At 60.2% G+C, this 21,477-nt stretch carries 22 protein-coding genes and 2 pseudogenes; 11 read left to right on the top strand and 13 right to left on the bottom strand.

The window, feature by feature from the left end; translation table 11 throughout:
* Positions 1-15 precede the first annotated feature (15 nt).
* The gene (locus M0808_RS14980; RefSeq protein ID WP_247841702.1) at positions 16-774 is read right to left on the bottom strand and encodes a helix-turn-helix transcriptional regulator; all 759 of its coding nucleotides are present in this window, start codon (positions 772-774) and stop codon (positions 16-18) included.
* A 78-nt stretch (positions 775-852) separates the two neighbouring features.
* Between M0808_RS14980 and M0808_RS14985 the strand changes: the two are divergent.
* Positions 853-1,955: pseudogene (locus M0808_RS14985) on the top strand (cytochrome P450).
* Here the strand turns inward: M0808_RS14985 and dmeF are convergent.
* Both dmeF and M0808_RS14995 read right to left on the bottom strand, forming a co-directional pair.
* Complete coding sequence (gene dmeF, locus M0808_RS14990; RefSeq protein ID WP_247841703.1) at positions 1,952-2,887, bottom strand: CDF family Co(II)/Ni(II) efflux transporter DmeF; 936 nt, start codon at positions 2,885-2,887, stop codon at positions 1,952-1,954. The pseudogene M0808_RS14985 and the gene dmeF overlap by 4 nt on opposite strands.
* Before the next feature lie 12 nt (positions 2,888-2,899).
* Complete coding sequence (locus M0808_RS14995; protein ID WP_003223990.1) at positions 2,900-3,175, bottom strand: metal/formaldehyde-sensitive transcriptional repressor; 276 nt, start codon at positions 3,173-3,175, stop codon at positions 2,900-2,902.
* Between the two features lie 626 nt (positions 3,176-3,801).
* On the opposite strand from M0808_RS14995, the gene M0808_RS15000 reads away from it, so the two are divergent.
* The 5 genes from M0808_RS15000 to M0808_RS15020 all read left to right on the top strand — a co-directional run bounded on the left by M0808_RS15000 (position 3,802) and on the right by M0808_RS15020 (position 6,717).
* Positions 3,802-4,179 (top strand): DUF6124 family protein, encoded by a 378-nt coding sequence (locus tag M0808_RS15000; protein WP_247841704.1) that lies wholly within the window; start codon positions 3,802-3,804, stop codon positions 4,177-4,179.
* 157 nt (positions 4,180-4,336) lie between these two features.
* Positions 4,337-4,606, top strand: a complete 270-nt coding sequence (locus tag M0808_RS15005; protein WP_247841705.1) for a hypothetical protein — start codon at positions 4,337-4,339, stop codon at positions 4,604-4,606.
* Between the two features lie 165 nt (positions 4,607-4,771).
* Positions 4,772-5,035 (top strand): XRE family transcriptional regulator, encoded by a 264-nt coding sequence (locus M0808_RS15010; protein ID WP_247841706.1) that lies wholly within the window; start codon positions 4,772-4,774, stop codon positions 5,033-5,035.
* A gap of 111 nt (positions 5,036-5,146) precedes the next feature.
* Positions 5,147-6,385 (top strand): S-type pyocin domain-containing protein, encoded by a 1,239-nt coding sequence (locus M0808_RS15015; RefSeq protein ID WP_098968208.1) that lies wholly within the window; start codon positions 5,147-5,149, stop codon positions 6,383-6,385.
* Positions 6,382-6,717, top strand: coding sequence for a hypothetical protein (locus tag M0808_RS15020; protein ID WP_098968207.1), 336 nt, complete (start codon positions 6,382-6,384; stop codon positions 6,715-6,717). The genes M0808_RS15015 and M0808_RS15020 overlap by 4 nt, the downstream gene beginning before the upstream one ends.
* Before the next feature lie 82 nt (positions 6,718-6,799).
* On the opposite strand, the gene M0808_RS15025 is transcribed toward M0808_RS15020, so the two are convergent.
* Together M0808_RS15025 and M0808_RS15030 are read right to left on the bottom strand one after the other, a co-directional pair.
* The gene (locus tag M0808_RS15025; protein ID WP_247841707.1) at positions 6,800-7,138 is read right to left on the bottom strand and encodes an FKBP-type peptidyl-prolyl cis-trans isomerase; all 339 of its coding nucleotides are present in this window, start codon (positions 7,136-7,138) and stop codon (positions 6,800-6,802) included.
* 188 nt (positions 7,139-7,326) lie between these two features.
* Positions 7,327-7,635, bottom strand: coding sequence for an RcnB family protein (locus M0808_RS15030; protein WP_027613230.1), 309 nt, complete (start codon positions 7,633-7,635; stop codon positions 7,327-7,329).
* A gap of 425 nt (positions 7,636-8,060) precedes the next feature.
* On the opposite strand from M0808_RS15030, the gene M0808_RS15035 reads away from it, so the two are divergent.
* Together M0808_RS15035 and M0808_RS15040 are read left to right on the top strand one after the other, a co-directional pair.
* Complete coding sequence (locus M0808_RS15035) at positions 8,061-9,353, top strand: MFS transporter (protein WP_247841708.1); 1,293 nt, start codon at positions 8,061-8,063, stop codon at positions 9,351-9,353.
* A 12-nt stretch (positions 9,354-9,365) separates the two neighbouring features.
* Positions 9,366-10,133 carry a substrate-binding domain-containing protein gene (locus M0808_RS15040; protein ID WP_098968203.1) on the top strand — a complete coding sequence of 256 codons (768 nt, stop codon included), beginning with the start codon at positions 9,366-9,368 and terminating at the stop codon, positions 10,131-10,133.
* On the opposite strand, the gene M0808_RS15045 is transcribed toward M0808_RS15040, so the two are convergent.
* Entirely contained in the window at positions 10,123-11,037 is a 915-nt protein-coding gene (locus tag M0808_RS15045; RefSeq protein ID WP_097088034.1) for a LysR family transcriptional regulator, read from the bottom strand. The genes M0808_RS15040 and M0808_RS15045 overlap by 11 nt on opposite strands.
* Positions 11,038-11,288: 251 nt before the next feature.
* Between M0808_RS15045 and M0808_RS15050 the strand changes: the two genes are divergently transcribed.
* A complete protein-coding gene (locus M0808_RS15050) occupies positions 11,289-13,097 on the top strand; it encodes a monovalent cation:proton antiporter-2 (CPA2) family protein (protein ID WP_134786040.1) in 1,809 nt (602 codons plus the stop codon).
* A 123-nt stretch (positions 13,098-13,220) separates the two neighbouring features.
* On the opposite strand, the gene hcnC is transcribed toward M0808_RS15050, so the two are convergent.
* The 4 genes from hcnC to M0808_RS15070 all read right to left on the bottom strand — a co-directional run bounded on the left by hcnC (position 13,221) and on the right by M0808_RS15070 (position 17,569).
* Positions 13,221-14,480 carry a cyanide-forming glycine dehydrogenase subunit HcnC gene (hcnC, locus tag M0808_RS15055; protein ID WP_247841709.1) on the bottom strand — a complete coding sequence of 420 codons (1,260 nt, stop codon included), beginning with the start codon at positions 14,478-14,480 and terminating at the stop codon, positions 13,221-13,223.
* On the bottom strand, positions 14,473-15,882 hold the full coding sequence (gene hcnB / locus M0808_RS15060; protein ID WP_115990141.1) for a cyanide-forming glycine dehydrogenase subunit HcnB: 1,410 nt from the start codon (positions 15,880-15,882) through the stop codon (positions 14,473-14,475). The genes hcnC and hcnB overlap by 8 nt, the downstream gene beginning before the upstream one ends.
* Entirely contained in the window at positions 15,879-16,193 is a 315-nt protein-coding gene (gene hcnA / locus M0808_RS15065; RefSeq protein WP_027613237.1) for a cyanide-forming glycine dehydrogenase subunit HcnA, read from the bottom strand. The genes hcnB and hcnA overlap by 4 nt, the downstream gene beginning before the upstream one ends.
* Before the next feature lie 434 nt (positions 16,194-16,627).
* Positions 16,628-17,569: a hypothetical protein gene (locus tag M0808_RS15070; protein WP_027613238.1), complete on the bottom strand. Its 942-nt coding sequence runs from the start codon at positions 17,567-17,569 to the stop codon at positions 16,628-16,630.
* Between the two features lie 307 nt (positions 17,570-17,876).
* On the opposite strand from M0808_RS15070, the gene M0808_RS15075 reads away from it, so the two are divergent.
* Positions 17,877-18,560, top strand: a complete 684-nt coding sequence (locus M0808_RS15075; protein ID WP_027613239.1) for a response regulator transcription factor — start codon at positions 17,877-17,879, stop codon at positions 18,558-18,560.
* The gene (locus M0808_RS15080; RefSeq protein WP_247841710.1) at positions 18,538-19,932 is read left to right on the top strand and encodes a HAMP domain-containing sensor histidine kinase; all 1,395 of its coding nucleotides are present in this window, start codon (positions 18,538-18,540) and stop codon (positions 19,930-19,932) included. The genes M0808_RS15075 and M0808_RS15080 overlap by 23 nt, the downstream gene beginning before the upstream one ends.
* 16 nt (positions 19,933-19,948) lie before the next feature.
* On the opposite strand, the pseudogene M0808_RS28580 reads toward M0808_RS15080, so the two are convergent.
* The 3 genes and pseudogenes from M0808_RS28580 to M0808_RS15090 all read right to left on the bottom strand — a co-directional run.
* A pseudogene (locus M0808_RS28580) lies at positions 19,949-20,071 on the bottom strand (metal ABC transporter ATP-binding protein); the annotation flags it as partial.
* Positions 20,058-20,468 carry an SRPBCC family protein gene (locus M0808_RS15085; RefSeq protein ID WP_247841711.1) on the bottom strand — a complete coding sequence of 137 codons (411 nt, stop codon included), beginning with the start codon at positions 20,466-20,468 and terminating at the stop codon, positions 20,058-20,060. The gene M0808_RS15085 and the pseudogene M0808_RS28580, both read right to left, overlap by 14 nt.
* Before the next feature lie 30 nt (positions 20,469-20,498).
* Positions 20,499-21,296, bottom strand: a complete 798-nt coding sequence (locus M0808_RS15090; RefSeq protein WP_247841712.1) for an SDR family oxidoreductase — start codon at positions 21,294-21,296, stop codon at positions 20,499-20,501.
* Between the last annotated feature and the right edge of the window lie 181 nt (positions 21,297-21,477).

Below are 21,477 nucleotides of genomic sequence, written 5' to 3' on the forward strand. Positions count from 1 at the left end.
GGGCAGGGTCGAGATTTATCGGGTGTACGGACTTACTGTAGGAGCTGCCGCAGGCTGCGATCTTTTGATCTTCGCGTCTAAAGGCAACTCAAGACCAAACCGCTTACCCATTTCCTTTCGCCCCGCCACGGTGAGCGCCAACGCCCGACTATCAAGATCCTGCGTCACCCACTTGCGTTTCAACGCCATCTGCAACAACGCCGCGCCCAGCGAACCGCCCAGATGCGGCCGGCGCATGCTCCAGTCCAGGCACGGGCAAGCAAACTTGCGGCGCAAGGTACTCAACTCCTGCACCTCAATTCCCAAGCTCGCAAACAACGCGTCGCCGGTGCCGCTCAAGCGATAAAGCCGCTCGTCGGTTTCCACCAGCCACCCCGCCTCGAGCAAACGGTCGTGGAGCAACACCGCGAGCGTCCCAGCCATGTGGTCGTAGCAGGTGCGGGCGAATTGCAGGCGATCCGGGGTGTGCGGCTTGAAGCCCGGCGCGGCGTTCTGTCCGATCACCATCAACGCTTCCAGCGCCTGAGCCACCCGCTGATCGGCGAGGCTGTAATAACGATGGCGGCCCTGCACGTGCAGGCGCACCAGTGCCAGATCCTTGAGCTTGGCCAGATGTGCACTGGCGGTGGAGGCGCTGACTTGCGCCACGGCCGCTAATTCAGTGCTGGTGCGGGCGTGGCCGTCCATCAGCGAGCAGAGAATTTTCGTGCGTGCCGGTTCGGCGATGGCGGCCGCCACCTGCGAAACGCCGATGTCTTGATGTTCTGCGTGCATATTTCGCTCCCCGACGAATCGTCGCCGCTGCGAACTGAAGATACTCGCATCACTTTCCCGACCACAAGGCTGTGCACCATGGACCCGATCATCGCTGCGACGCATGCCGATCCCTACCCCTACTACGCCAAACAACGCGCCGAGGGCGGACTGACCTTTGATCATGGCTTGAAGCTGTGGGTCGCCAGCAGCGCCCGAGCAGTGTGTGCGGTGCTGACGCATGCCGATTGTCGGGTGCGACCGCTGCAGGAGCCGGTGCCCAACGCGATTGCCTCGGGGCTGGCCGGCAAGGTGTTCGGGCAGTTGATGCGGATGAACGATGGCGAACGTCAGCGCTGTCCGCGTGCGGCAATCGAGCCGTCACTGCAGTTGATAGATGACGAGCAAGTACGCGCACTGGTGGCCGCGCGTTTGATTACAGCGGACGCCGACGGCTTATATAAGGCGATGTTTCGCGGTCCGGTGTGCGTGGTCGCGGCGCTGCTCGGCTTCACCCCGGCGCAAGGCCGGGCGATCAGTGAACTGACCGCGGATTTCGTCGCCTGCCTGTCGCCGCTGAGCAATGACCTGCAGCTGGCGGCGGCGCATGCGGCGGCGGAGCAATTGCACGGCTATTTCATCGAGTTGCGGCCGAAGCCGATAGCGAGTTGCTCAAGGCTATCGAGCAGCGATTTGCAGGAGACGAAGAAACCCTGATCGCCAACCTGATCGGTCTCTGTTCGCAGACGTTCGAGGCCAGTGCGGGACTGATCGGCAATGCACTGATTGCGCTGCGACGTCAGCCCGAATTGCGCCATGCCTCAGTGGACGCACTGTTGGCCGAGGTTCAGCGCTTTGATCCGCCAGTGCAGAACACTCGGCGCTTTGTCGCGCGGACTTGCGAGATCGATGGCGTGCGGCTTGAGGCCGGTGAGGTGATTCTGGTGCTGCTGGCTTCGGCCAACCGCGATCCTTTGTTGAATGCAGAGCCCGAGCGGTTTCTGCTGGATCGTCCTGACCGGGGCAGTTTCAGCTTTGGCAGCGGCCGGCATCAGTGTCCGGGGCAGACGCTGGCGTTGAACATTGCCGCTGCGACTGTCAGAGAAATCCTTGATCAGGGTATGAATCTGCAACAACTGACGTGGCATTACCGCCCATCGCTCAATGGGCGGATTCCACTGTTCAGCGCAATGCAGCCTTAAGCGCTGCGCAGCTCAATGGTCAGGTGCGACAGCTCATGCACCGGCGCCAGCCGCTCGCGGATCGCCTCCGCCGTCACGCCCGCCGCCGCGACCACACTGACAATCGCCGCCCGCGCCTGCGGGCCGACCTGCCAGACGTGCAGGTCGCTGATGCGCACGTCGTCCGAGGTTTCCAGCAGCTCGCGGATCTCCGCCGCCACCGGTTCGTCGGTGGTGTCGAGCAGCACCGCAGCGCTGTCGCGCATCAGGTTGTAAGCCCATTTCGCGATGACAATCGAGCCGACAATCCCCATCGCCGGGTCCAGCCACACCCAACCCAAATAGCGGCCGGCCAGCAACGCGGCAATTGCCAGCACCGAGGTCAGGGCATCGGCCAGCACGTGGACGTAGGCCGAGCGAAGATTGTTGTCGTGATGGTGATAATGATCGTGGCCGTGCGCGTGATCATGCTGATGGCCATGGTCGTGGCCGTGATGGCCCATCAGCAGGAAGGCGCTGAGGATGTTCACGCCCAGCCCGACGATCGCAATCACGGTCGCTTCGCCGAACGCCACGGTAGTTGGTTCAAACAAGCGAAAAATCGACTCGCCGGCAATGCCCAGCGACACCAGCCCCAGCACCATGGCTGAAGCAAAACCGGCCAGATCGCCGACCTTGCCGGTGCCGAAACTGTAGCGACGGTTGTTGGCGTTGCGCCGGGCGAAACCATAGGCCGCAGCAGCAATGCCCAACGCCCCGGCATGGGTCGCCATGTGGAAACCGTCGGCCAGCAGGGCCATGGAGCCGGTGAGATAACCGGCGGCGATCTCGCCGATCATCATCACAAAGGTTAGCGCCACCACCCACAAGGTGCGGCGGGCGTTTTCGTCGTGAGACGCGCCGAGGAATTGGTGATCGTGGCTGAAACGCTCAGCGCTTGGGGTCAGGCTCATGATACGGATGCTCTATTTGGAATAACGGCGGATGGCTTGCAGCAGATCTTCGGCGCCCTGAGCGCGCTGTTCGTCAGTCAGATCCGGATGCGCCACGTGCTCACGGGTATGGGCCTCGATGAACTGCTCCATCAACCCGTTGACCGCCCCGCGAATCGCCGCCACCAGATGCAAGGTCTTGGCGCAATCGGCATCGCCCTCGAGCGCTTTCTCGACGGCCTGTACCTGGCCGGCAATGCGTCGGACGCGGTTGAGCAGCTCGTCTTTGTGTTCGTGAATGTGCGACATACCTATACCCCCTACCCCTATATGGCGCGCATGGTCGCCTATGGCTTGGGCAATCGCAAGTTCGGTGAGCATTCAGGGGATGAACGGGATGCTGAAAGCGGCCTCAATCCCGTTGTAGGAGTGAGCCTGCTCGCGATAGCGGTGTGTCTGGAAACAAAGATGCTGGATGTACCGGCCCCTTCGCGAGCAGGCTCACTCCTACATTTTTCCGGGGGGTGCTCGGGTTCCGCGCCGTACGCAGATTCCCCTGTAGGAGCCAGCCTGCTGGCGATCGCAGCCTGAAAAACGCAGCATCATTTCAGCATCATCCAAGAGGCTACATCGCCTTGCGCCTTTGCCTACAACTGCGCCAGAATCCGCCGGCTTGTGCGGTTTGGGGGGCATCGGTAACTTGGTTCGCGTCACTGAATGGTCAGTGATCGGGTTTAGTCGCTCGGTTGTCTCACATTTCGTAAAGCATCCATACATTCAGGCCGCTCGTACGCCTGAACTCAATGGTGGCTGTGCGCAGGGCGCCTTCGGGCGCGCCGGAAATTGTGAGACCACCGGTCGACTAACCTGCGCATAGCTGCCTCTCTCTTCGTTTAGTCGCGATGGTGGGCAGCCTCTATATAAAGGTCTCGCAAATGTTCAAAGTCACACCAAATCCGCCTGAAGCGGACGCAATACCTGACCCGGAATCAACGTCCCCCTACTCCGACCCCAATTCCAGAAAACTCCACGAAGCCGCCGAACGCGCCCTCGATCACTACCTGAAACCGCAAGCCCCGCCCGAGCGCAAACCCAGCCACATGTTTGTCGTCGCCCCGAACATGGACAACGAAGAACTGCTGGCCCACGCCTGCGAATCCATGGCCTCGGCCAGCATCATGCTCAGCGACTTCGCCAGCCTGCTCGACACGCCCTACCGCAACACCCTGCTCGGCATCCAGCAAGTAGTCATGCTCGGCGAACTCGCCGTCAACCGCGCCCTCGACAACCTCGAGTCCCCTATCAGCAATTGAAAAAGCGTCCCTGTGACGAGGAAGCTTGCTCCCGCTCGACTGCATAGCAGTCGAAAATCCGGATCCAAACCGGATCGATGGGGCTTGGGGTCGCTTCGCAACCCAGCGGGAGCAAGCTCCCTCGCCACAAGGAAAACGGCGCAACGGAGAATTTCACATGGCCAATAAACCAGATGCCCACGTCGTCGCCGCATTAGTCGCCATGGGCCTCAACGAACGGGATCGCCGCTGGGCGCAGAACGCATGCCTGGTGTTGTTTGAAAGCGAGCGGGAAACAATTGTGGCCTCGGCCGTGAACGCTCTAGGGAAACTTGATGGGCTTGAAATGGAGGCTGTGCTGCCCGCGCTGCAGCGGGTGAAACGCCGTTTTCCTGCACTGGAACGGACGGTGGCAGAAACGTTGGGCGAGATTGCGATGGTTGCCTGATTAACCGTGTCATCGTTCTTCGCGAGCAGGCGCGCTCCTGCATTGGATCGGCGGTGTACTCGAATTCCAAAAGCCTGCAATCATCTGTCGGAGTGAGCCTGTTCGCGAAGGCGCCCTTTCTGCTAACGAATTTCTAATAACAAAGCCAAGGAAGAGAAACTAATCATGAAACATCACCCACCCGAATCCGGGCGCTTTACAAGCGTCTGGGACGCACTGGAAGACACGCCGCGGGACGCGGCCAACATGCGCCTGCGGGCCAAACTAATGCGCAGGCTTTGCGAGACAATCCGTGCCTGGGAGCTTCCCCAGAAGGATGCCGCCAAGCGCTTGGGAATTACTCAGCCACGCCTCAACAATTTACTTAACGGCAAGATCGATAATTCCACTCTGGGTGAATTAGCCAACCTAGCGATGTCCCTAGCCTGATTTTTTTACACTTGTAACAATCGCTAAAGTTTCAGACCCGTCCTACAGCTATCAAAAGCCCCTTGATATAGCGTCCGCATCGTTTTCAGAATCGATGTAACAAGGACGCTGATGGCCAGTAAAAAGGATATACCCCGGGTTCAAAACCCACCGGCCGGTGACGGTCACCACATTACCAGCCGCTACATGACAACCAGCGAACTGGCGGAGAGGGAGGCAAGACAGACTGCTTATGACGATATGCTGGCTAGGCAGCAGGCGTATGAGAATCGATTGATCGAACAACCGCTAAAGTATCAGCGCGATGTTAAAGGTTGTGTGTTTACCAAAAGCTGCAAACTTCCGGATGGTGTCATTAATCACACAAGCACCGCCGGGTTTATACCGGTAGAGAGGCTGGCCGACTTTGGAGAGTTTTCCCTGCTAGGCGGCCGCGAACGAGATGCCGTCGGAAACATACCGCTGAAAAAAATCTACGGCAGCCACTTGCCCAACTCAGCAGGAACTCTTGCTCTTGGTCTGACTGCCGTAGCAAGCACAAGTGGTAGCGCAGTGAGCGGTGCAGCCGTGGCGACGGGAGGTGTTGGCGCTGGAGTACTACTCGGAATAGTCGCACTGCTTTGGCCATCGAGTTTGGGCGACAGTTCTCTGTACACAGAAGAACAACTCAAATCACTCGACAAAGGCCGAACTCGTGTACGACTACACGTAGCACAACAGCCAGACGGCACTCTGAAAGGGTACGGATACAATACCCAAACGCGCAGTGATTGGGAGATGATTCCTGTCGTAAAGTTCGTCGAGCAAGGAACCCAACAAGTTGCGGACTTCGGTAATGGGGCAGCACTGATCTGGACTCCCGTTGTTGACCCTTCCAGTACCACGGGGATCCCGCCACTGGAAAGCGCGCCGCAAGCGCCACAGATATGGATTTATCCGCCGACAGAACAGGCGGACAAAATCATCGTTAATCCGGTTTATCCACCGGAATATCAGGACTTCATTCTGGTGTTCCCAGCCAATTCAGGCATCAAACCGCTCTATATTGTCCTGGCGCTTGAATTCGACGCGGCCAGTTACCACGGAAAAAAAGATACACCCGTCAAAAGTAAGGGGCCCACTAATGGCCAGGAAACGCTGGAAAACTCTGTTCAGGTAAAACCCACATCGCCACGCCGCATTGGTGTCGATCCGGACACAAATGAGCTAGTTGTATTTGACCGCACGGGCGGAGATGTCTACCACGGCCACGTACGGGCATGGGATAAACTTCATCAAGATATGAAAAATGCACTGATCAAAGCCAAAAAAGTAGATAACAAAGGCAATATCCTCGGAGCAAAAAAATGAGCCTCATTTATCAAGACCCATCGCTCAGCCATGATGAAGCCATAAGACGTCTCGCCAGCGACCTAGATGAAAATGTCGTTTCCGCTCTGTTGTCTATCGGTCTGAATGATACCGACAGAGCCTGGGCTCAAGACACCTGCCTGAAATATCTCACCAACAAAACTGAAGCGATTGTGGCGTCTGCGGTCACCGCTCTTGGCCATATCGCTCGCCGTCATGGCGAAATGAATACTGAAACCGTCCTGCCCGCGCTCGAAACCGTTCAGAGGAAGTTCCCTGCTCTGAAGGGCATCATTGAGGACACGCTTGACGATATCGACACATTCACCTGACCCGCCGAACGAACGCTCAAGCTAATGACATTGGGATGAGGGTCCCCGGCCCTCATCCGAACAGCTTCGACAATCGCCACCTTCAATCCTCCCGCGTCAAAACCTCCAGCAATTCAATCTCGAACACCAGATTCGAATGCGGCGGAATCTTGCCCATCGTCCGCTCGCCATAGCCCAAATGCGCCGGCACCAGCAGTTTGCGCTTGCCGCCCACTTGCATGCCCATCAGCCCCTGATCCCAGCCCTTGATCACCCGGCCCGTGCCAATCACGCACTGGAAAGGTTTGCCACGGCTGTGGGAAGAATCGAACTCGCTGCCGTCTTCCAGCCAGCCAGTGTAATGGGTGGTGATCAGCGCGCCTTTGACGGCAACCTTGCCCTCGCCCACCTGGAGATCGATTACCTGCAGTTCATCATTCATGACATTCACTCAATCGCTTAACTGGCGGCCGTTTTCCCAGAATTGCCAGTGATTGGCAAGCCGATTGCGCAGAGCAACGCTATTACTCCGCGGATTGTGGACCTGGCGATGCAGGAGGTCAGACACAGCAGGATTTCGAGGTGGGAAGCCCTGCACGAGTGCATGCGCAGGGCGTTTGAGTCCGGGGATTAACGTTCGACAGGTTGCATCTCGACAATGGTGCCGTTGGTGATCATGACCATCACGTACTTGTCATTGATCTGCACCCACTGCGCCTGATCGACCGGCGCTTTCAAGCCTTTCTGTTTCCAGTTTTTCAACGCTTTGTCGCTGCGCTGATAAATGTCTGGAGCCCGGTCGTTGACCTTCAATTCGCGGTCGCTGGTCGGCGACTGGACCGTGGGTTCGCTTGAGGTTTGCGCCGCTTGAACAAGTGGGCTGATCCCGGCAATGCCGGCGACCAGGGCCAGGCTGGCGATTAGGGTTTTGCTGTTCATCGGTGAACCTCCTTCAGATGTGTGATACCTGAACTCCGACTGCGGAGGACTGGAATCATTCCTTGTTTTTTTGCCTGAGCTGGCTGGGGAATTGTCGTTGGCAGGCAGATCGTCATCGCTGGCAATTCAGCTCCCACAGGGTCCGCTGATGAAACAGGATGTGTGATCGCCCCGCAAAACTGTGGGAGCGAGCTTGCTCGCGAAGAGGCCGGCACATTCAACACTTTTCCGCCTGAACCACCGCTTTCGCGAGCAAGCCCGCTCCCACAGGTTAGACGGTGTTTTCAGGATTGATCCGCTTTGCGCATCAATCCATGCCAACAATGCAATTAACATCCTGTTACAGCTGCGCGACCATCCGCCGCAATAACAACCGTGCGCCGCTTCCACGCCGCGCACGTCATAAAAGCGGTGGAGATTTTTCTATGACAGCCTCAATCCCACACGGCGGCTCGCGGGCCGGCGCCATTTTCCGGGTCACCTCGGGCAACTTCCTCGAACAGTTCGACTTCTTTCTGTTCGGCTTCTACGCCACGCAGATCGCGGCGGTGTTCTTCCCGGCGAGCAGTGAGTTCGCTTCCCTGATGATGACCTTTGCCGTATTCGGCGCAGGCTTTCTGATGCGTCCGCTGGGCGCCATCGTGCTGGGTGCGTACATCGATGACGTCGGTCGGCGCAAAGGGTTGATCGTCACCCTGTCGATCATGGCCAGCGGCACGATCCTGATTGTGCTGGTGCCCGGATACGAGACCATTGGTCTGTTTGCGCCAGCGCTGGTGCTGGTCGGACGGCTATTGCAAGGCTTCTCCGCCGGTGCGGAACTGGGCGGTGTTTCGGTGTACTTGTCGGAAATCGCCACCCCTGGCCGCAAGGGCTTTTTCACTGCCTGGCAGTCGGCCAGTCAGCAAGTGGCGATCATCGTCGCGGCAGCCTTGGGCTATGCGTTGAACGCGTGGATGGCGCCAGACGTGATTGCCGATTGGGGCTGGCGCATTCCGTTTTTCGTCGGTTGCATGATCGTGCCCTTCATCTTTTTCCTGCGCCGTAACCTGGCAGAAACCGAAGAGTTTGCCGCACGCAAACACCGCCCGAGCATGAAGGAAGTGTTTCGCACGCTTGGTCAGAACTGGGGCGTGGTGCTGGGCGGCATGTTGATGGTCGCGCTGACCACCACTGCGTTCTACCTGATCACCGTGTACGCGCCGACCTTCGGCAAGACCGTGCTGCACCTGAGCACTTCCGATGCGTTGCTGGTGACCTTGCTGGTGGGCGTGTCGAACTTCTTCTGGCTGCCGATTGGCGGCATGTTGTCCGACCGTGTCGGCCGGCGCCCGGTGCTGATCGCCATGGCGCTGCTGGCACTGGCCACCACCTATCCGGCCCTGTCGTACCTGGTGCAGGCGCCGAGCTTCAGTCACATGTTGCTGTCGCTGCTGTGGCTGTCGTTCATCTACGGCATGTACAACGGCGCGATGATTCCGGCGCTGACCGAGATCATGCCGGTGGAAGTGAGGGTGGCCGGTTTCTCCCTCGCCTACAGCCTGGCGACCGCGATTTTTGGCGGTTTCACCCCGGCGATGTCGACCTTCCTGATCCAGTACACCGGCGACAAAGCGGCGCCGGGTTACTGGATGAGCGTCGGCGCACTGTGCGCGTTGTGCGCCACGTTGTACCTCTATCGCCGCGCAGGCGGCCGTTTGCAACCGGTTGCCGCATAAGGAGCAATCACCTTGAAAAAACTGATCAATCTCAGCGCCATCGCCCTCTTCGCTTTCAGCGCCCTGGCCCATGCTGAACAGCTGAATGTGATGACGTCGGGCGGCTTCACCGCCGCCTACAAAATCCTCGGCCCGAAATTCGCGGCCGCCACCGGCAACACCCTCGACACCCAACTCGGCCCGTCGATGGGCAAGGCGCCGGAAGCCATCCCTAATCGCCTCGCTCGCGGTGAGCACGCCGACGTGGTGATCATGGTCGGCTACGCCCTCGATGACCTGATCAAACAGGGCAAGGTCGACCCGGCCTCGCGGGTCGAACTGGCGGATTCGCGGATCGGTCTGGTGGTGCGTGAAGGCGCGCCGAAGCCGGACATCAGCAGCGTCGAAAGCCTGAAGAAAACCCTGCTCGACGCAAAATCGGTGGCCTACTCCGACAGCGCCAGCGGCGTGTACATCGAGAAGGAGTTGTTCAACAAACTCGGTGTCGAGGATCAACTGAAACCGAAAGCGAAAATGGTCCCGAAAGTCCCGGTCGGCTCGGTGGTTGCCACCGGCGATTACCAACTGGGCTTCCAGCAGGTCAGCGAATTGCTGCCGGTGCCGGGGGTGACGTTTGTCGGCAAGATTCCGGAGTCGGTGCAGTCGGTGACGCGCTTCGCCGCCGGCATCCCGGTCGGCGCACAGCATCCAAAAGAGGCCAAGGCCCTGCTCGACTATCTTGCCGCGCCTGCCGCCCAGGCTGACGTGCAAGCCACCGGGCTGGATTCGGTCAAGCGCTAAGCGTTGGCGGCTGGACTTTCATTTCCACTACCAGCCGCTCCAGTTCCAATGCCGCCGGGGTCAACGTCCGACCCCGGCGCTTGAGGATGCCGACACTGCGCATCACTTGCGGATCGGTCAGCGGCACCCGCGTCAGGATCGGATGATCCGGCCCGGGCATCGCCATCAGCGGCACCGCCGCCACCCCCAGCCCCGCCTCCACCAGACCAATCATGGTCGTCACATGCCGCGTCTCGCAGATGCTCGGGCGCTGCGGCACCACGCTGCTCAAGGCCTGATCGAGCAGGAAACGGTTGCCGGACGTCTTGTCCAGCGAGATGTAATCCTGCTGATAGAACTCGTCCCAGGTCACGCTGCTGCGTCCGGCCAACGGGTGATCGCGCCGGCAAGCGACGACATAGCACTCCTGCACAAGCGGTTCGAAATCGACTTTGGCATCCTGCGTGCCCAGAAAACTTAACCCGAAATCCGCCTCGCCGTTGACCACTGCGCTCAACACGTCGTGGGCGCTGGAGTCGAGGACTTTGACCTTGATCCGCGGAAACTGCTGGTGATAGCGAGCGACCACCCGCGGCATGAAGTAGTACGCCGCCGAGGGTACGCAAGCCACGGTGACATGACCGAGTCGGGTCGATGCGACTTCACTGATGCCCAGCAGCGCCACGTCCAGATCATCGAGCAAACGCTCGACGCTGGGCATGAAGCCACGCCCGGCCTGGGTCAGGCTGACCTTGCGCGTGGTGCGCTCGAACAGCTTTACGCCGAGGGCGTCTTCAAGCTTCTCGATGCGTCGGCTCAGGGCCGGTTGCGACAGGCGCACGGTGTCGGCGGCCTTGCGGAAACTGCCCTGCTCGACCACGGCGCGAAAGGCTTGCAGGTCGTTGAGGTCGAAGTTGATGGCCATGGCGGACTCGAAAAGATTGATTCGTGAAGGCTATCAATGTAACCAAATGATGCAATTTATTACAGATTTGATGATATCGCCCTTGTGGGAGCGGGCTTGCTCGCGAATGCGGTGTCACAGTCGCCATCAACATCGACTGAACCAGCGCTTTCGCGAGCAAGCCCGCTCCCACAGGGTTTTGTGGTGGATTGACGAGCGGCGCAGCCCTTATCCTTGTCACCCCCCGCCGTACCGCTGTCAGGAGTCAACCCATGCCCCATGAAGGCAACCTGTTACAAGCCGCTGTCGTGTTTCTCTTCGCAGCCGTGCTCACCGTGCCACTGGCCAAGCGTCTGCAACTGGGCGCGGTGCTCGGTTATCTGTTGGCGGGGGTGATCATCGGCCCGTCGGTGCTCGGCCTGATTGGCAATCCGCAAAGCGTTGCGCATATTTCCGAACTGGGCGTGGTATTGCTGTTGTTCATCATCGGCCTTGAGCTGTCACCCCGTCGCTTGTGGGTGATGCGCAAGTCGGTGTTTGGCGTAGGTCTGGCACAGGTACTGCTGACGGCGGCGGTGATCGGCGTGCTGGCGTTGTACGTGTTCGGTCAGCCGCTGAACAGTGCGATTGTGCTCGGTCTTGGCCTGGCGCTGTCGTCCACCGCATTCGGCCTGCAAAGCCTGGCCGAGCGCAAGGAGCTGACCAGCCCCCACGGGCGACTGGCGTTTGCGATTCTGCTGTTTCAGGACATCGCCGCGATCCCGTTGATCGCGCTGGTGCCGATGCTCGCCGGCAGCGCCCACGCCAGCAGCAACGCGGAAAGCCTGAACCACGGTTTGCAAGTGCTCGGCGGGATCGCCGTGGTGGTAGTCGGTGGACGTTATCTGCTACGCCCGGTATTTCGCGTAGTGGCGAAAACCGGTCTGCCGGAGGTCTCCACCGCCACCGCATTGCTGGTGGTGATCGGTACGGCGTGGCTGATGGATCTGGTCGGCGTGTCGATGGCGCTCGGGGCTTTCCTCGCCGGCCTGCTGCTGGCGGACTCGGAGTATCGCCATGAACTGGAAGCGCAGATCGAGCCGTTCAAAGGCCTGCTGCTCGGGCTGTTTTTCATCAGCGTCGGCATGGGCGCCAACCTGAGTCTGCTGCTGAGTGCGCCGATCACCGTGCTGGGCCTGACGCTGCTGCTGATCGGCTTGAAGTTGCCGCTGCTGTTTGTGGTCGGGCGTCTGGCCGGTGGGCTGACCAAAGTCAGTGCGATTCGCTTGGGTATCGTGCTCGCCGCCGGCGGTGAATTTGCCTTTGTGGTGTTCAAGATCGGGCGCGATCAGGGCCTGTTCGAACCGCGCCTGTATGACCTGTTGGTACTGACCATCACTCTGTCGATGGCCTTGACGCCGTTGCTGCTGTTGATCTGTGCACGATTGGTCAGCCCGAAAGTGCAGCCAGTGGAGGTGCCGGAGAAATTCCGCGAAATCGACACCGAGGCACCGCGCGTGGTGATTGCCGGCATGGGCCGGATGGGCCAGATCGTGGCGCGGATTCTACGGGCGCAGAACATCAAGTTCGTGGCGCTGGACACGTCGGTGGAAACCATCGAACTGTCGCGCAGTTTTGGCGGTGTGCCGGTGTTCTACGGCGACCCGATGCGCCCGGAAATCCTCAATGCGGCGAAGGTTGGCGAGGCGGAGTATTTCGTGATTGCCACGGATGATCCGGAGACCAACATCAAGACCGCCGAGATCGTGCGCAAGCTGTATCCGCACATGAAGATCATCGCTCGCGCACGTAACCGTCAGCACGTGCACCGCTTGGTCGATGTCGGCGCCGAAGCGATTCGCGAGACCTATTACTCCAGCCTGGAAATGAGCCGCCGCACCCTGGTCGGCCTCGGTCTGACCCAGGCCCAGGCCGATGCGCGGATCAAGCGTTTCAAACACCATGACGAACAGGTGCTGGAAGCCCAGCACGCGGTCTACGACGACGCGGCCAAAGTCCTGCAAACCGCCCAGGAAGCCCGAGCGGAACTGGCGCGGTTGTTCGAGTCGGATCAACTGGAAGAAGAAGCGCGCAAGGCCTGAATTCACCACAATTCCAATTGTAGGAGTGAGCCTGCTCGCGATTGCAATCTATCAGTAGCCATCTCTGTTACTGACACACCGCCATCGCGAGCAGGCTCACTCCTACAGGGATTGTGGATGGGCTCAGGCCATTTCCAATTCACGCTCTTGCTTGACCGGTACAGTCTCAAACCGATCCGCCAGGAACGGTGTGATATCCAGCGGCAGCGCCTCCTGATTGACCAGTTTGTCCAGCAGCACGCCGGTGATCGCTGAGGTCAGAATACCGGTGCGGAAGTGTCCGCAGGCATTCAGGTAACCCTCCACCCCACGCATCGGCCCGAGGATCGGCAGCTCATCCGGCGAGCCCGGACGCAATCCGGCCCAGGTGCGCTTTAGATTGACGTCCTTGAGTTCCGGCAGGCACCGCACCGCGCCCTGCACCAGTCCGGCGATTTCCGGGTAGGTGGTGGTGACGTCGAAGCCTTTGTCTTCGGTGGTGCTGCCGATCAGGATCTCGCCGTTGTCCTTCTGTGCCACATAGCAGTCGCTGGTGGTCAGGCAGCCGTTGAGGATCTTCGGCATGCGTTCGGTCAGCAGAATCTGGCCCTTGACCGGTTTCACCGGGATACGAATCCCCGTCGCCCACTCACTCAAGTCCGCCGCCCAGGCACCAGCGGCGTTGATCAGGGTCTTGCAGTGGAACACGCCCTCCTCGGCCGTCTGCACGCCAGTCACGCGGCTGCCGTGGTGCAACACACCGGTGACGTTGGTGTTGACGAAGATGTCGACGCCATTCTGCCGCGCGCCTTCCATGTAGGCATCGGCCAGACGGAACGGGCTGACCTGGTGATCGCAAAGAAACTCCAGCGCGCCACGGGCCTCATGGCTGACGCTCGGTTCCGCTTCACGCAGCGCCGCCTGATCGAGCCAGCGTACCTGATCGGCCAGATGCGGAATGCAACTGACGATGTGCTCGGCGTAGAGGCGGTCTTCGTCGTCATAGATGACGAACTTCAGCCCGGTCTTTTCTAACTTGAAATCCATGCCGTGCTTGTCTTTAAGCTCGCGGTGCAACGCCGGGTACAGCGCGTTGGACTGCAAGGCGAAATCGAAGAAGGACTCCGGCAGGATGTGCGGCGTGCTGGCGTCCACCGCGACCGCCGCGCCCTGGGTTTCGCGCTTGCGGTTGGCCGACATCATGCGGAAGAAAATCACCCCGCAGCCCAGCCCCACCGACTCGCCGATGGCCCACAAGCCTCCGGCCGAAGCGCGGGTCGCGTTGCCCGGGCGCTTGGCGTCGATCACCGCCACCTTGAGGCCCTGGCGCTTGGACAATTGATAGGCGCAGGACGCCCCGATCACGCCGCCACCGGCAATGATCACGTCATAGAACTTACTCATGGGATGCGGCCTCCGTGCCGACGGACTGGAACGCGGAAAAAGGGATCGGATCAATCGGGAAGCGCGGACGCAGCCAGCCGACGTCCTTGCGCCCGGTGGCCTGACGCAGACGGTCGCTGCAGTAGCCGACACACATCCGCCCCTGACAATCGCCCATGCTGACGCGGGTGCGCATTTTCAGGCTGGCGATGTCTTGCACACCCTGCTCCAGTGCCAGATCGATGTCCGCGCGGGTGGCGTGTTCGCAGCGGCAGATCACGGTGTCGGCGGCCGGCAAAGCGGTCTGGCCGACACCGCGTTCGGTGTAGCGATCAACAGCCGCGCGGAAGCGCACGATGGATTTGAGTTTGCCCAGATAACGATCGCGGCGAACCCGCGCCAGCTCTTCTTCGATCACCCCGCGTTGCAGGAGGATCGAGGTGGCGGCGATCTTGCCGGCGAGCATCGCCGCTTCACCACCGCGAATCCCGCCCATGTCACCGGCCAGATGCACGTGCGGCTCGTTGCTTTGCTGCCAGTTGTTCGAATTGGCGCGCAGGTAACCGTCGTCGCTGAAACCGTGATCGAGGCCCATCTGCTGACTGAGCTGGGTGCGCGGAATGAAGCCGTAACCGACCGCCAGGGTCTGCGCTTCGAAGCGCTCGATGCGCGTCAGGTCCGGCTCCCAGGTGGCCGAGTAAGGTGCCACGGTGACACTTTTCAGCTCGCCGTCGCCGTGGGCTTCGACCACGCCCCAGCCGTAGTTCATCGGGATGCCGTGCAGTTTAAGGTAAGCAAGCATGCTCAAACCGTCGAGGAACAGCTGTGGCTTGTTCAGCAACGCCAGGCTTTCGCGGGCGATCTTGCCGAAGGCGCATGCTTCGTACACGCCCGCGACCTTGACGCCGGACGCGTGCAGCTGCGTTGCCACCAATGGCAGCAACGGCCCGGTACCGGCGATGACCACCGGCCCCTGCGGCTTGACCACGCCACTTTTGATTTGCAGTTGCAGGCCGCCGAGCATGATCACCCCCGGCAGGGTCCAGCCGGGAAACGGCACGCTGCGTTCGTGGCAGCCGGCGGCCAGCAGCAATTGCGGATATTCGATCTCGTGCAGTTGCTCGTCGCCGTCGAGCACCACCAGCGCGCGGGTGCCTTCGGCGCCGACCACGCGATGATTGAGGCGCACGTCGATCAACCCGGACTGTTCCTGGAAATCACCGTGCAGTTTGCTCAGGGCTTCGGAATAGCGCGGCCCCAGATAATCCAGTTGCACGCCGTCGCGCAGCGGCCCGCGATAGACCACGCCACCAAGACGCGAGGCCTCTTCGAGCAAGGTGCAGCGCACCCCATGACGCGCCAGCTCGATGGCCGCCGCCATCCCCGCCGGACCACCGCCGACGATCACCGGTTGCAGGCTCATACGACCTCCTGCTCGTTGATGCGGTTGACCTGGGTTTCGATCTGCATGCCATCGCGCACCACGGTCTGACAGGCACGGCGCTTGTGGCGGCCGTTGATCTTCACCAGGCAGCACTGGCACACACCCATGCCGCAGTAGGCGCCGCTGATCTGGCCATGGTCGTTGCGTGCGACCTGGCGCACGCCAAGGGACTGGATAACGCTCAGGACGGTTTCGCCAATGGCCGCCGTCACCGGTTGACCATTGATGTGGACGGTCATATCCGCCTGGGTCAGGGGCTGGATATCGAAAGTGCGTTCTAGGCAGTGCATTACGAAGTTCATCCGTGAAAAGGTTCAGGGGGAAGGTATTGCGTCAGCTCCTTGCTGCTCTACACCGTGCGGCCCGTTTAATTGTTCGATTACAGGCGGGCTCGCGGGTACTTCGTCAGCGCAGCAAAGTGCGCGTGAAGCACTGTAGTTCAAACCTCAGCGAAGGCCTGGAACATTTACGTTAGGGGAAGTTACAAACGCGAATATTGATCCAGGCCAGTGAAAGCGGTCGGATTGTTCAACGATTCGGTTGAAGAAGACGAATGGTGCACGCCAGAAAGCAAAAAGCCGCTTTCACCGTGAAGTGAAAGCGGCCGATGCATGGGCCTCAATGGAGCATTGGAATCAGTGTACGAACAGGGCGATCAGGATGATGATCGGGATTGGCACACCGAGGAAAAACAGTAATAGAGAGCGCATGGTGATTCTCCTTGTTAACGGACTGGAGGCAGAGTGGTCGTGGTGGCGTAGGTCTCGACTTCAACGTACTCGACCGCATCCCGGCGACGACCGCCGAAGGTGGCTGCGAGACTGGCGAAGAACGCACCGGCCAGCAACGCGATGAACATCCACAGCGAGGTCCAGGCAGCAACTTTCGCAGCGGTGTCGGCAGCCTGTTGGGCTTTGACTTTGGCGTCGGCGATGGCCTTCTGAGTGCGGGCATACACTTCATCGACACGCTTCTCGGCGTCGGCCTGACTCAGATTGGTTCGTTGTGCGACCAGTTGCGCGAGGTAGGTACGGTCTTCCGGACTGAGTTGGCCGTTGGCCAGGCTCTGGGCGAAGATCCGCGCTACGGCGCCATGGGCGGCATCATCACTGACCGACGCTGGACGGTCATCGCGGAACAGATTGTCGATGTAGTAACCGTACTGATTGCTGTCGGTGTTGGCCGCTGCGCTACCGGCAGCCTGAGTCGCGGCTGCCGCTGCGCCACCGGCGACACTGGCACCGGCCTGCACACCGCCACTGATCACACTGCTGACCGAGCCGACTACCAATACTGCGGTGACCAGCGTGGCCACACACCAGGCAAGGAAGCCATGGGCAGTATCACGAAAATACACTTCATCCCCGTGCATGTTGGCCCACTTCACCCGCAGCCGACCGGCGATGTAGCCACCCAGACCGGAGGCGATGATTTGCGTCGCCGCCAGCCAGACAATCGTCGAAATCCCCAGACCCTTGGCGCTGATGCCCTCCCCGGCCCAAGGTGAAACGGCAGAGAATCCCAAACCGAAGCCAAGCAGCACTAAAATCATCGACAGTGCTGCGGCCGCCGCTGCGCCCGCGAAAATCGCGCCCCAGGACACGCCTGACACGTTGCTCGACTCTCCTTCGAAGGCAGGATAAAACCCATCAGAGGATCTATTCATTGTTGTAGTGCTCCAGGCATGAAAAATGGTGTTACAACTCGTCACGAGATGAATTGCAGCGACCGTGCCAGTCGAGAGCCCGAAATAAATCCTTTAATTTCAATGATTTAAAAAGACTGAACTTCTACATTCATTGCAATTTGCAACAATGGACGGAAAGCAGCGGGTTTTATGCATTGACGCCAACGCCGCAAAGCGCCCCGGATTGACGTTTGTGACAGGCTATACATGAAAGTTAATTTAAAGCGCGACGCGAAATACTTGGCAAAATGCTGCCATTCCGTTTGAACCGATCAAGGCCTGCCCTATGACGCGTATTTTGACCATCGAAGACGACGCCGTGACTGCTCGTGAAATCGTTGCCGAACTCAGCAGCCACGGCCTGCAAGTAGATTGGGTCGACAATGGCCGCGAAGGCCTCGACCGCGCCGTCAGCGGCAACTACGACCTGATCACCCTCGACCGCATGCTGCCGGAACTCGATGGCCTGGCGATAGTCACCACCCTGCGCACCATGGGCGTGGCCACGCCGATTCTGATGATCAGCGCCCTCTCCGATGTCGATGAGCGCGTGCGCGGCTTGCGCGCCGGCGGCGATGATTACCTGACCAAACCGTTCGCCACCGACGAGATGGCCGCACGTGTGGAAGTGCTGCTGCGCCGCCAGAACAGCGTTGCCACCCAGGCCACCACGTTGCAGGTTGCCGACCTCGAACTGGACTTGATCAGCCACGAAGCACGCCGCGCCGGGCAGGTGCTGACGCTGCTGCCCACCGAATACAAGCTGCTGGAATTCCTCATGCGCAACAGCGGGCAGATCCTGTCGCGGATGATGATTTTCGAAGAGGTCTGGGGTTATCACTTCGACCCGGGCACCAACCTGATCGACGTACACATCGGTCGTCTGCGCAAGAAGATCGACGCGGCGGGCAATGTTCCGCTGATTCGCACGGTACGGGGCTCGGGTTATGTCATTGCCGAACCCGTCTGACGGCTGGCGTTCCTCCAGCAGTCGACTGCTGGCGCTGTACAGTTCGCTGTTCGTGGCCTGGAGCGCGATCCTCATGGGGGTCATGTATTTCGAGGTCTCCAGCTATCTCGATAACCTCGCCAAGCATTCGCTGATGCAACGTCAGCATCTGTTTTCGCACTTTCGCGGTGAACAACTGGAAGAAGCGCTCGCCGCCAGCATGACCTTTGACATCCGCGGCATCGACGCCTACGGCCTGTTCGACGCCCAGGGCGTGTACCTCGGCGGTGCGTTGCAGCAACTGCCCGAAGGCCTGCCGCTGGATGGCAAGATCCACACCCTGGATGACTGCGCCGATTCCGATGACCCGACCCTGCCCGCTGACAGCTGCGACGCGGTGGCAACCCAGACCCGCGACGGTCGCTGGCTGGTGTTGTTGCGCGATAACGGTTCGTTGTTCGCCGTGACGCGGATCATTCTGCATGCATTGTTCTGGGGGGTATCACTGACGATTCTGCCGGGGATTGCCGGTTGGCATTTGCTGCGCCGCCGACCAATGCGCCGCATCCGCGCGATTCAGGACAGCGCCCAGGCGATTGTCGCTGGCGACCTGACCCACCGTTTGCCGCTGTCCAACCGCCGCGACGAACTGGACATGCTCGCCGCCATCGTCAACGCCATGCTCGATCGCATCGAACGGCTGATGCATGAAGTCAAAGGCGTGTGCGACAACATCGCCCACGATTTGCGCACGCCGCTGACGCGTTTGCGCGCGCAGTTGTATCGCATGCAACAGCAGGCTGGTGAAGGCTCACAGGAGGCGGCGCAACTGGACCTGGTGCTGGCCGAGGCGGACACGCTGATGGCGCGGTTTCGCGGGTTGCTGCGGATTTCCGAATTGGAAGATCGCCAGCGCCGCTCAGGTTTTGTCGAGCTCGATCCGGTGCGACTGCTGGAAGAACTGCATGAGTTTTATCTGCCACTGGCCGAGGAAGGCGAACTGCTGTTCGTGCTGAACATGCCGGAAACCCTGCCACCGCTCAATGGCGACCGGGCTTTGTTGTTCGAGGCGCTGGCCAATCTGTTGAGCAACTCGATCAAGTTCACTCCGGCAGGCGGCACGGTGATTTTGCGTGGTGTGAATGACGGTGGGCATACGCGGATTGAAGTCCACGACTCCGGACCGGGGATTCCCGAAGCCGAGCGTGAGGCGGTGTTTCAGCGTTTCTATCGGGCCGAGGGCGGGCAACCGCAGAGTGGCTTTGGCCTGGGTCTATCGATTGTCGCTGCGATTGTCAGCCTGCATGGCTTCAATCTTGAGGTGGGCAGCAGTGAGCTGGGCGGTGCGCAGCTGGTGCTGGATTGTCGGCAGAGTTTGATCGCCAACTCCTGATATGACATGGATCCCCCTGTGGGAGCGAGCTTGCTCGCGAATGCGGTGTGACAGTCAATGAAGATGTTGACTGATCCGACGCCTTCGCGAGCAAGCTCGCTCCCACAGTTTTTGCGTTTTGCCTGTCAGGTCGGGTAATTGGCCCGCAGCGCCTCAAGGCCACCCTGATAGATGCCGTTGAACAGCGCCACCACTTCCTCATCGCTCACGCCCTTGGCGTTGAAGCGTCCCGACCACGTCACTCGAGCGCCCTGCCCCTGAGCTTCAACCTTGATCGTCGCCAGATAGTCAGTCGCCGGGAACGGTGCCTGTTCGATCGAGTAGCTGTAGGTCCTGGCAGCGTTGTCGAACGCTTGCAGACGCTCGATCACCACCGCGCCGTCGGCGGTTTGCAGGGTGCGCACGCGTCCGCCTTCGCTCAGCTCACTCTTGGGAATCAACGGCAGCCAGTCCGGCAGCGTGTTGAAGCCGCCGATCAATTGCCAGACCTGATCGGCCGAAGCCGGGATGTCGATGGTTGCTGATGCAGTTGCCATAAATAAACGCTTCTCCAGAGTCTTCGCGGTTCAGATCGCCATACTGTCGACTACACCGCCATCCACGCGCAAGGCCGCGCCAGTGGTGGCGGAGGAAAACGGCGAAGCGATGTACGTGACCAGATGCGCCACCTCCGCAACGTCGGCCACCCGCTGGATGATCGACGTCGGCCGCGCTCTGCGCACAAACGCATCAGCCTCTTCACGCAGATTACGGCCGGACTCGGCCGCAGCATCCTTGAGCATGTGTTCCACGCCACCGGTAAAGGTCGGCCCCGGCAGGATCGCATTGACCGTCACACCGGTGCCCGCCAGACGCTTGGCCAGGCCATGGGACACCGCAAGGTTGGCGCTTTTGGTCACGCCGTAATTAAGCATGTCGGCCGGGGTCGCCACACCGGATTCCGAAGACAGGAAAATCACCCGCCCCCAGCCCTGCTCGACCATCGCCGGCACGTAATACCGCGACAGGCGCACGCCGGAAATCACGTTGACCTCGTAGAAACGTGTCCACTCGCTGTCCGGGGTGTCAAAGAAATCCACGGCGTCGAAAATGCCGAGGTTGTTCACCAGAATGTCTGCGCGCGGTTCAGCGGCGAACAGTTTTTCCGCACCTTCGGCAGTGCCCAGGTCGGCCGTCAGACCGCGCAGTTGCGCACCCGGCACCTGCTGGCGAATGCTCGCCAGCGCTTGCTCGACCTTGGCCGTTTCACGCCCGATCACCACCACCGTGGCTCCAGCCTCGGCCAGTGACTGACTGATGCCCAGACCAATGCCACCCGTGCTGCCGCTGACGATGGCCAGTTTTCCACTCAAGTCGATTTTCATGGGTTTACCTCTTTGATGGGCAATACACGGACAAATAGAAAGAATGGATCAGCGTAGACGCGATGTTGGCCGGATGAAGGCGTTGCCGACCAAAGACTGGTCACGACCGATCCGACGCCTACGCGAGCAAGCCCGCTCCCACTGGGGATTGTCGGTCGATGGAGGCTCTCGGGCTGGCCCG

Origin of the sequence: Pseudomonas sp. MWU12-3103b (assembly GCF_023100615.1) — a bacterium.
Taxonomy (GTDB): domain Bacteria; phylum Pseudomonadota; class Gammaproteobacteria; order Pseudomonadales; family Pseudomonadaceae; genus Aquipseudomonas; species Aquipseudomonas putida_A.

What these genes read in the sequence shown, in the direction of transcription:
- M0808_RS14980 (WP_247841702.1), bottom strand. Translation starts at nt 774, where the DNA reads ATGCACGCAGAACATCAAGACATCGGCGTTTCGCAGGTGGCGGCCGCC.
- dmeF (WP_247841703.1), bottom strand. Translation starts at nt 2,887, where the DNA reads ATGAGCCTGACCCCAAGCGCTGAGCGTTTCAGCCACGATCACCAATTC.
- M0808_RS14995 (WP_003223990.1), bottom strand. Translation starts at nt 3,175, where the DNA reads ATGTCGCACATTCACGAACACAAAGACGAGCTGCTCAACCGCGTCCGA.
- M0808_RS15000 (WP_247841704.1), top strand. Translation starts at nt 3,802, where the DNA reads ATGTTCAAAGTCACACCAAATCCGCCTGAAGCGGACGCAATACCTGAC.
- M0808_RS15005 (WP_247841705.1), top strand. Translation starts at nt 4,337, where the DNA reads ATGGCCAATAAACCAGATGCCCACGTCGTCGCCGCATTAGTCGCCATG.
- M0808_RS15010 (WP_247841706.1), top strand. Translation starts at nt 4,772, where the DNA reads ATGAAACATCACCCACCCGAATCCGGGCGCTTTACAAGCGTCTGGGAC.
- M0808_RS15015 (WP_098968208.1), top strand. Translation starts at nt 5,147, where the DNA reads ATGGCCAGTAAAAAGGATATACCCCGGGTTCAAAACCCACCGGCCGGT.
- M0808_RS15020 (WP_098968207.1), top strand. Translation starts at nt 6,382, where the DNA reads ATGAGCCTCATTTATCAAGACCCATCGCTCAGCCATGATGAAGCCATA.
- M0808_RS15025 (WP_247841707.1), bottom strand. Translation starts at nt 7,138, where the DNA reads ATGAATGATGAACTGCAGGTAATCGATCTCCAGGTGGGCGAGGGCAAG.
- M0808_RS15030 (WP_027613230.1), bottom strand. Translation starts at nt 7,635, where the DNA reads ATGAACAGCAAAACCCTAATCGCCAGCCTGGCCCTGGTCGCCGGCATT.
- M0808_RS15035 (WP_247841708.1), top strand. Translation starts at nt 8,061, where the DNA reads ATGACAGCCTCAATCCCACACGGCGGCTCGCGGGCCGGCGCCATTTTC.
- M0808_RS15045 (WP_097088034.1), bottom strand. Translation starts at nt 11,037, where the DNA reads ATGGCCATCAACTTCGACCTCAACGACCTGCAAGCCTTTCGCGCCGTG.
- M0808_RS15050 (WP_134786040.1), top strand. Translation starts at nt 11,289, where the DNA reads ATGCCCCATGAAGGCAACCTGTTACAAGCCGCTGTCGTGTTTCTCTTC.
- hcnC (WP_247841709.1), bottom strand. Translation starts at nt 14,480, where the DNA reads ATGAGTAAGTTCTATGACGTGATCATTGCCGGTGGCGGCGTGATCGGG.
- hcnB (WP_115990141.1), bottom strand. Translation starts at nt 15,882, where the DNA reads ATGAGCCTGCAACCGGTGATCGTCGGCGGTGGTCCGGCGGGGATGGCG.
- hcnA (WP_027613237.1), bottom strand. Translation starts at nt 16,193, where the DNA reads ATGCACTGCCTAGAACGCACTTTCGATATCCAGCCCCTGACCCAGGCG.
- M0808_RS15070 (WP_027613238.1), bottom strand. Translation starts at nt 17,569, where the DNA reads ATGAATAGATCCTCTGATGGGTTTTATCCTGCCTTCGAAGGAGAGTCG.
- M0808_RS15075 (WP_027613239.1), top strand. Translation starts at nt 17,877, where the DNA reads ATGACGCGTATTTTGACCATCGAAGACGACGCCGTGACTGCTCGTGAA.
- M0808_RS15080 (WP_247841710.1), top strand. Translation starts at nt 18,538, where the DNA reads ATGTCATTGCCGAACCCGTCTGACGGCTGGCGTTCCTCCAGCAGTCGA.
- M0808_RS15085 (WP_247841711.1), bottom strand. Translation starts at nt 20,468, where the DNA reads ATGGCAACTGCATCAGCAACCATCGACATCCCGGCTTCGGCCGATCAG.
- M0808_RS15090 (WP_247841712.1), bottom strand. Translation starts at nt 21,296, where the DNA reads ATGAAAATCGACTTGAGTGGAAAACTGGCCATCGTCAGCGGCAGCACG.